Here is an 8,122-nt window from a genome sequence, read left to right as displayed (position 1 = left end):
TCAGGTCATATTGGCACGGGGGGGCGTTACAGCGACGGGAATTGCAGGAAGCGTTCACTGTGGCGCAACAGCGCTTAAGCCATGAACTTGACCAACAACGGGGGGTCAAGGTAAGGGGGCGCTTGACTGGCAAGCTTGCTTCGGCAGTCGTTTTACGTCAAACCCCGAGATGCCGTAACGGATGCGCGTCCGCCAGCCACGGATTCGCAAAAAACGGACGCACCATCTCCTCGCTGACGTCCTCAATGCGGCGCGGATTCCAGCGCGGCGAATAGTCCTTATCGATGGCCTGTGCGCGTATGCCTTCGACCGCCTCACCCTTTGAGCCGGGACGCAGATGAAAGCAGTGATGCATCATGTCGCGCTCCATGCGCAGATCATCAGCCAGCGTCATCGTGCGGGCGCGGCGGATCTGCTCCAGTGCGACGTGCAGCATCAGCGGCGAGCGTTTGCGCAAGGTGGCCGCCGTCTTGCGCGCCCAGTCACTCTTGGCAGCTTCGAGCGCGCAAATTATCTGCCCTAGCGTCGGCAGCGAGAAATAAGCATCAAATTCGGCTTCAGCCAAATCACTGCGGGCATTAGTAGCTATTAAATTAGAAGCAATCCAGGCCTCAAGCTCTGGCTTGCTTTTAAATTCCTGGGCCGCCAGTGCATCCCACAGCGCAGGCAAACGGGCCGCTTCCAGCTTGACATCGGCCAGACCAAAACGGATGGCTTCGTCGGCGCCAATCACTTCACCGGTCAGCGCCAGGTACTCGCCGACACGGCCCGGACAACGGCTCAGGAAGTAACCACCCCCGACGTCCGGAAACAGCCCGATCTGGGTCTCGGGCATAGCCATCTTGGTGTGTTCGGTGACGATGCGGACTTTCGCGCCTTGGCTGATGCCCATGCCGCCCCCCATCACGATGCCATCCATGAAGGCAATAAACGGTTTGGGATAGGTATGAATCAGGTGATTGACGGTGTATTCCTCAGTGAAAAAATCTTCCAGCGCAGCCCATGCAGCGCCACCGGCCAGCGCAACCTGGTGGAAAAAGCGGATATCGCCACCCGCGCAGAAACCACCAAAAAGACTTTCTGGACTACCGGGGCGGCCTACCTTGTTGGTCCCGCGAATGGCGACCATCAGCACAGCGGGGTCGTCGCGCCAGGCCTGCAAGGTGGCCAGCAGCTCATGCACCATGTGAAGTGACAGCGCATTGAGTGCTTTGGGTCGATTCAGGGTGATGAGCCCGGTGCTTCCCCGGCGCTCCACAATCACGTCACTTTTAACGTCACTTTTTTTCACCTCGGCACCCACAGCTTCTAAACGCATGCTCTTTGCCTCCATCCAATCAGTTCATTAACGACCAGCGCACCTACAACCAGCGCACCGCCAGTCAACACGTTCGCCCCAGGCACCTCGTTGGCCCCGAACCAGGCCAGCAAGATGCCAAAAATCACTTCCAGCAGCGCCAGCAGGGCCACCTCGGGTGCCTTCAGCACCCCGGCACACAGCACCGACAACACACAGGGAATGGCCAGTTGAAATAGCCCGAGCAGCGCCAGCAGTCCAACGTCATGCGGTGTGGCAGCCAATGGAAACGACAGCGGCAAGGTCACCAGCGAAGAAATTACCGCCCCCAACAGCACAGCGGGGACCATGTCAATTTTCTGGCCCTGTGAACGGTTGTGCTGCACCACGGTCCAGTTGCAGGCGCCAGCCAGTGGCACCAGCAACGCCACCAGCGTCCCGCCGAGGTGGCTGACCAGGTCCATTTGCCCACCATACATCCAGGCGATACCCACGCCAGCCATTGCGATAGCGAACCAGGTGCGCGGCGGAATGCGGTGGCCAATGAAAACGCGAGCCAGCAAGGCCGTAACGAACGGTCCGAGCGCCAAGGTCACCAGCACATTGGCGACGGTGGTGAGCGTCAGCGCCACCATGAAGGCCGTGAACATCACGCTCCAGCAGACACCCGACAGCCAAAGCGCGAAACCACCGTTGCGGATTCTGGAAAACACCATCCGACCCTGAAAAAAAGGCAGGATGACCAGCAGCGAGACCACAGTGAAGAAGCTGCGCCAGAACGTCACTTCAAAGCTGCGAGCCGACTCCAGGTGCCGGGTCACGACACCAGCAGTCGACCACATCATGGTCACGAGCAGCATCAGGGCGACAGCCCGAGTGTGAGTGAGTTGCGTGAGTTTCATGAAACCCCTTGGGCGGTGCAGATGCCTGCCAACGACAAAAGGGCCACTGCGTGGCAGTGGCCCTTTTGCAAGCTTTTCAGCCTGATCACCTTAACGGCCGAAGCAGTGCAGGATTAGCGGCCAGCGCGCTTGCGCTCGCTCTCTGTCAGGTGACGCTTGCGCAGGCGGATCGACTTGGGCGTGATTTCGACCAACTCGTCTTCTTCAATGAATTCCACGCCGTATTCCAGCGTCAATTCGATCGGGGGGGTCATCTTGATCGCGTCTTCCTTGCCGCTGACGCGGAAGTTGGTCAGCTGCTTGGTGCGCGTGGCGTTGACCACCAAATCGTTGTCACGGCTGTGGATACCGACAATCATGCCTTCGTACACCGGGTCGTTGGGCCTGAGGAACATGCGGCCGCGGTCTTCAAGCTTGCCCAGCGCGTAGGCGAAGATTTCACCAGCGTCCATGGAAATCAGCACGCCGTTCTTGCGGCCGCCGATGTCGCCCTTGTGCGGCTCGTAGCTGTCGAAGATGTTGGAGATCAGGCCCGTGCCGCGCGTCAGGTTCAGGAATTCGTTGGTAAAACCGATGAGACCACGCGCCGGGATACGGTACTCCAGGCGCACGCGGCCACGGCCATCCGACTCCATATTAATCAAGTCACCCTTACGCTCGCCCAGCGCCTGCATCACGCCGCCCTGGTGCTGCTCTTCGATGTCGGCGGTCACCAACTCGATGGGCTCATACTTTTCACCATTCACGTCCTTCATCACAACGCGCGGCTTGGACACAGCCAGCTCAAAACCTTCGCGGCGCATGTTTTCCAGCAAAATGGTCAAGTGCAGTTCGCCGCGACCCATGACTTCAAAGATGCCTTCTTCGTCGGTTTCTTTAACGCGCAAAGCCACGTTGTGTTGCAGTTCTTTTTGCAGGCGGTCCCAAATCTGGCGGCTGGTGACGTACTTGCCCTCACGGCCGGCCAGCGGGCTGGTGTTGACGCAAAAATTCATGGTCAGGGTTGGTTCATCGACCTTGAGCATGGGCAGCGGTGCCGGATTGGTCGGGTCGGTGATGGTCACGCCAATGCCGATGTCAGTCAGGCCGTTGATCAGCACAATTTCGCCTGGACCGGCTTCCGTGGTCTGCACGCGCTCCAAGCCCTGGAAGGTCAACACCTGGTTGATGCGACCTTTGACGGCCTTGCCATCAGGACCTTCCATCACCACCACGTCCATCATGGGCTTGATCGTGCCCTGGCTGATGCGGCCGACACCAATCCGCCCCACAAAGGTCGAAAAGTCGAGCGCAGAAATCTGCAACTGCAGCGGCGCTGCAGGATCACCCTGTTGGTGAGGCACATGCTGGAGGATGGTATTGAACAGGGCCGACATGTCGGGGCCCCACTGTTCACCTTGCGCGCCCTCTTCCATCGACGACCAGCCGTTGATGCCCGAGGCGTAGACCACGGGGAAATCCAGCTGTTCATCAGTGGCGCCGAGCTTGTCGAACAGGTCGAAAGCGGCGTTGACCACCCAGTCAGGGCGCGCACCGGGCTTGTCCACCTTGTTCACCACCAGGATGGGCTTCAAGCCCAGGGCGAGCGCCTTCTTGGTCACAAAGCGGGTCTGGGGCATGGGGCCTTCTTGTGCATCGATCAGCAGCACCACACCGTCGACCATGGACAGTGCGCGTTCCACTTCGCCGCCGAAGTCGGCGTGGCCGGGGGTATCGACGATGTTGATGTGCGTGTCTTTCCAAGTCACGGCGCAGTTCTTGGCCAGAATGGTAATGCCGCGCTCTTTTTCGATGGCGTTGTTGTCCATCACGGTGTCGACAACTTTCTCGTGCTGGGCAAAGGTGCCGGACTGGCGCAGCAATTGGTCGACCATGGTGGTCTTGCCATGGTCCACGTGGGCGATGATGGCGATGTTACGGATCTGTTTTTGACTCATGGTTCGCTTTCTAAAGACTTGAAATGGGTACAGGGTTAATATTTAAATATTTAAAAGGGGGAAAGGCCGGCGCCAGATGGCGGCATGGAAGTTGGCGTGGAACGTTCCGCGGAACTCTCTATGGGAATCTTCTCAGCTTGCAGGATGTCCTGTATTTCAATCGGGCTCAGCAAACGCTGGGGAATCAGCTCATCAGCGGTGACATGGGCCGAACCCAGAAACGCAGCTGGCTCAGCGCCATACACCTGCACCAGCGGCGCATCGGCGCCCCACTGGCCGGGTTCGCCGCGGCGGCGCAGGCCGCTCAAAAACCGTCCTGCATTGTCGGCGTCCAATGTGACAGACGGAAACAAAGCCACCAGCGACTGCACCGGTAGCAGGCAAGCTTCGCGCTCCGGCTCAGTCATGGCTTCCAGCGCGGGCAAACTCACGCACTGCGCAGCCACAAAGCCACCGGTTTCCAGCCGCCGCAACGAACCCAGATGTGCGCCGCAACCCAGGGCCTCGCCAATGTCTTCGCCCAGCGTCCGGATGTAGGTTCCCTTGCTACAGGTTACTATGATTTTAATAGCTGCTGGTGCCCGTCCATCCTGGGCTATAGCCATACTCAGCTTGTAAATGATGATATGGCGCGCTTCCCGCTCCACCTCTTGCCCGCGTCTAGCGTATTCGTACAGCGCCTTGCCGTCTTTCTTGAGCGCTGAATACATGGGCGGAATCTGTGCCAGCGGACCGGTAAAGCGCTGCGTCATGGCCTCCAGCAGCTCGGGCGTGATCGCCGGCACAGGCCGCGTTTCAATCACATCGCCCTCGGCGTCGCCAGTGGTGGTTTTCTGGCCCAGCAACAGCGTCGCCTCGTAGGTTTTGTCGGCATCTAACTGAATCTGGCTGAATTTGGTAGCCGCGCCGAAGCACAGTGGCAACACGCCTGTGGCCAGCGGGTCCAGCGTGCCGGTATGCCCGGCCTTGTCCGCGCGCAGCAGCCATTTGGCTTTTTGCAACGCCTGATTGCTCGACAGGCCCAGCGGCTTGTCGAGCAGCAGCACGCCATGCACGGGACGTCGCTGAATTTTTTGGCGATGAGAAGATGTTTGCGTCATAAAGCTTCGACAGGCTCAGCGCACGGGCCTGCCCGAACGCTCTGTTGGCACCGTTATCCCCGAACCTGTCAAGGGGAACGGCGCGAACTCAGTCGTCTTGCGCGCGCGAGGAAACCGCCTTGGCAATCAAGGCGTTCAGGTCTGCCGCACGTTCGGTGGTGCGGTCAAACTGGAAATGCAACGTAGGCACCGTGTGAATCATCAGCCGCTTGAACAGGCCGTTGCGTAAAAATCCGGCAGCCTGGTTGAGCGCTTCTTCGCACTCTTTGGGATCGCCGACCAGCACGCTGAAGAACACCTTGGCATGCGCATAATCGGGCGTCACTTCAACCGCCTGAATCGTCACCATGCCGACCCGCGGGTCCTTCAGTTCGCGCGCGATCAGTGCCGCCAGATCCCGTTGGATCTGATCGGCAACACGAAAGCCGCGGTTGGGGGTGGATGACTTTTTACGCATGGAAGAAAAAGGGAAACAATGGTTTGGGCTTGCAGTCTTGACTTGAAATGGGTGGCCCGCCAGCCTTGAGGGGATTGGCGAGCCGGGCGTTTCTTTACAAGGTTCGTGCCACTTCCCTGATCTCGAAGAACTCCAGGATATCGCCTTCCTGGATGTCGTTGTAGTTCTTGATGTTCAAGCCGCACTCGAAGCCTTCCTTGACTTCGCGGGCATCGTCCTTGAAACGCTTGAGCGAATCAAGTTCACCCGTGAAGATGACCACGTTTTCGCGCAGCAAGCGCAGCTTGGCCGTGCGGCGGACCACCCCTGCGGTGACCATACAGCCGGCAATCGAGCCGATCTTGGTGACCTTGAACACCTGGCGAATCTCGGCGGTACCGATAACTTCTTCTTTTTTGTCCGGTGTCAGCATGCCAGACATGGCGGCCTTGAGCTCATCCACCGCGTCATAAATGACATTGTAGTAACGGATGTCAATGCCATTGTTCTCGGCCTGCTTGCGCGCTAGCGCATCTGCCCGGGTGTTGAACCCGATCAGCACGGCTTTGGACGCAATGGCCAGGTTCACGTCGGATTCAGAAATACCGCCGACGCCGGAGTACACCAGCTGAACCTTGACCTCATCGGTCGAGAGCTTGAGCAGCGACTGCGCCAGCGCTTCCTGCGAACCTTGCACATCGGCCTTGATGATGATGGGCAGCATCTTGACTTCGCCGGCGGACATGTCCGAGAACATATTCTCCAGTTTGGCAGCTTGCTGCTTGGCCAGCTTGGTATTGCGAAACTTGCCGGCGCGGAAGGTAGCGATTTCGCGGGCACGGCGCTCGTCCGTCATGACCATGAATTCGTCGCCGGCTTGTGGCACTTCGGTCAGGCCCTGGATTTCCACCGGAATCGAGGGGCCTGCGGTTTTGATGGATTTGCCATTTTCGTCAAGCATGGCGCGTACGCGGCCATAGGTCGATCCGGCCAGCACCACATCACCAGCTTTCAGCGTACCGGATTGCACCAGCACGGTCGCGACCGGGCCGCGGCCCTTGTCGAGCCGGGCCTCAATGACCAAGCCCTTGGCCAACGCATCGACCGGGGCCTTGAGCTCCAGCACTTCAGCCTGCAGCAGCACCTGCTCAAGCAGGGCGTCAATACCTTCGCCCGTACGGGCGGAGACCGGCACGAACGGTGAATCACCGCCAAACTCTTCCGGTACGACTTCTTCGGTCACCAGCTCGCCTTTGACGCGTTCCAGGTTCGCATCGGGCTTGTCAATTTTGTTGATCGCCACCACGATGGGAACACCGGCCGCCCTGGCATGCTTGATGGCCTCTTTTGTTTGGGGCATCACACCATCATCGGCTGCAACGACCAGAATCACGATGTCGGTGGCCTGGGCGCCGCGGGCGCGCATGGCCGTAAACGCTTCGTGGCCCGGGGTGTCCAGGAAAGACACCATGCCGCGCGGTGTTTCCACGTGGTAAGCACCAATATGCTGGGTAATGCCACCGGCTTCACCGGAGGCCACTTTGGCACGGCGGATGTAGTCCAGCAGCGAGGTTTTGCCATGGTCAACGTGACCCATGACGGTCACCACCGGGGCTCTAGGCAGCGCTTCGGCTTGCTGGCCATGCACGTCCTCGTCGGTGAACGCTTCCGGATCGTCCAGCGCAGCGGTAACCGCCTTGTGGCCCATTTCCTCCACCACAATCATGGCGGTGTCCTGGTCCAGCGGCTGGTTGATGGTGACCATCTGGCCGAGCTTCATCAGGTGCTTGATCACTTCGGAAGACTTGATGCTCATCTTGTGAGCCAGTTCTGCCACGGTAATGGTTTCAGGCACATGAACCTCAAGCACCTTGAATTCGCTGGGCGCTACAAAATTTGACTCGGGACGTGCCTCGCGACCAGTACTGCGGCGGCCACGGGGGCCACTGCGGAAATTGCCGCGCCCGGGAACAACCGGCGCGCCACGGCTCTTGATTTCTTTCTTCTTGGCTGCATCATCTTTCCAGGTCGAAGACAGGTTCTCCGATTTGACCTCTTTTTTACCGGCTGTGCCTGTGGCTATAGCGGCAGCTGGTGCGCCAGGTTTGGCCGCGCCCGGCGCCACGGCCGGTTTGTGCAATGTACCCTTGACTGCAGCTTTCTGGTCCACATGGGGCACCAGCACGCGCTTGGGTGCGGACAGCATGGCACGTATGCCTGCAGCTTCAGCTTCGGCCTTGCGGCGACGCTCCTGGAGGTCCTCGGCTTTCGCGGCATCCGCCTGGAATTCTGCGGTAGCTTTGGCTTTTGTCGCAACCAGTACGGCCGCCGCTTGGGCCGCTTTGGTGACCTGTTCTGCCGCCGCCGTCTCAGCGGCTTTGGAAACTTCAGCCGTCTTCACGGGCTGGCCAGCCTCTTTGGCTTTTGCCGTGGCGGGCTTGGGCTTTTTT

At 59.4% G+C, this 8,122-nt stretch carries 6 protein-coding genes; all 6 read right to left on the bottom strand.

Annotated elements, in window-relative coordinates; all coding sequences use genetic code 11:
* Positions 1 to 157: 157 nt before the first annotated feature.
* Positions 158 to 1,318 carry an enoyl-CoA hydratase/isomerase family protein gene (locus B3F77_RS14740; protein ID WP_293605685.1) on the bottom strand — a complete coding sequence of 387 codons (1,161 nt, stop codon included), beginning with the start codon at positions 1,316 to 1,318 and terminating at the stop codon, positions 158 to 160.
* Complete coding sequence (locus tag B3F77_RS14735) at positions 1,309 to 2,199, bottom strand: DMT family transporter (RefSeq protein WP_293605684.1); 891 nt, start codon at positions 2,197 to 2,199, stop codon at positions 1,309 to 1,311. The genes B3F77_RS14740 and B3F77_RS14735 overlap by 10 nt, the downstream gene beginning before the upstream one ends.
* Positions 2,200 to 2,312: 113 nt before the next feature.
* Positions 2,313 to 4,136 (bottom strand): translational GTPase TypA, encoded by a 1,824-nt coding sequence (gene typA / locus B3F77_RS14730; protein WP_293605683.1) that lies wholly within the window; start codon positions 4,134 to 4,136, stop codon positions 2,313 to 2,315.
* A 50-nt stretch (positions 4,137 to 4,186) separates the two neighbouring features.
* Positions 4,187 to 5,236 carry a tRNA pseudouridine(55) synthase TruB gene (gene truB / locus B3F77_RS14725; RefSeq protein WP_293605682.1) on the bottom strand — a complete coding sequence of 350 codons (1,050 nt, stop codon included), beginning with the start codon at positions 5,234 to 5,236 and terminating at the stop codon, positions 4,187 to 4,189.
* 88 nt (positions 5,237 to 5,324) lie between these two features.
* On the bottom strand, positions 5,325 to 5,693 hold the full coding sequence (rbfA, locus tag B3F77_RS14720) for a 30S ribosome-binding factor RbfA (RefSeq protein WP_293605681.1): 369 nt from the start codon (positions 5,691 to 5,693) through the stop codon (positions 5,325 to 5,327).
* A 94-nt stretch (positions 5,694 to 5,787) separates the two neighbouring features.
* Positions 5,788 to 8,122: translation initiation factor IF-2 (gene infB, locus B3F77_RS14715; protein ID WP_293605680.1), on the bottom strand; the 2,335-nt coding region annotated here is incomplete at its 5' end.

It is taken from the genome of Polaromonas sp. UBA4122, from assembly GCA_002381615.1.
In the GTDB taxonomy this organism is placed as follows: domain Bacteria; phylum Pseudomonadota; class Gammaproteobacteria; order Burkholderiales; family Burkholderiaceae_C; genus Polaromonas.
The sequence above is the reverse complement of the archived record's forward strand: the minus strand, read 5'-3'. Positions and strand labels throughout refer to the sequence as shown.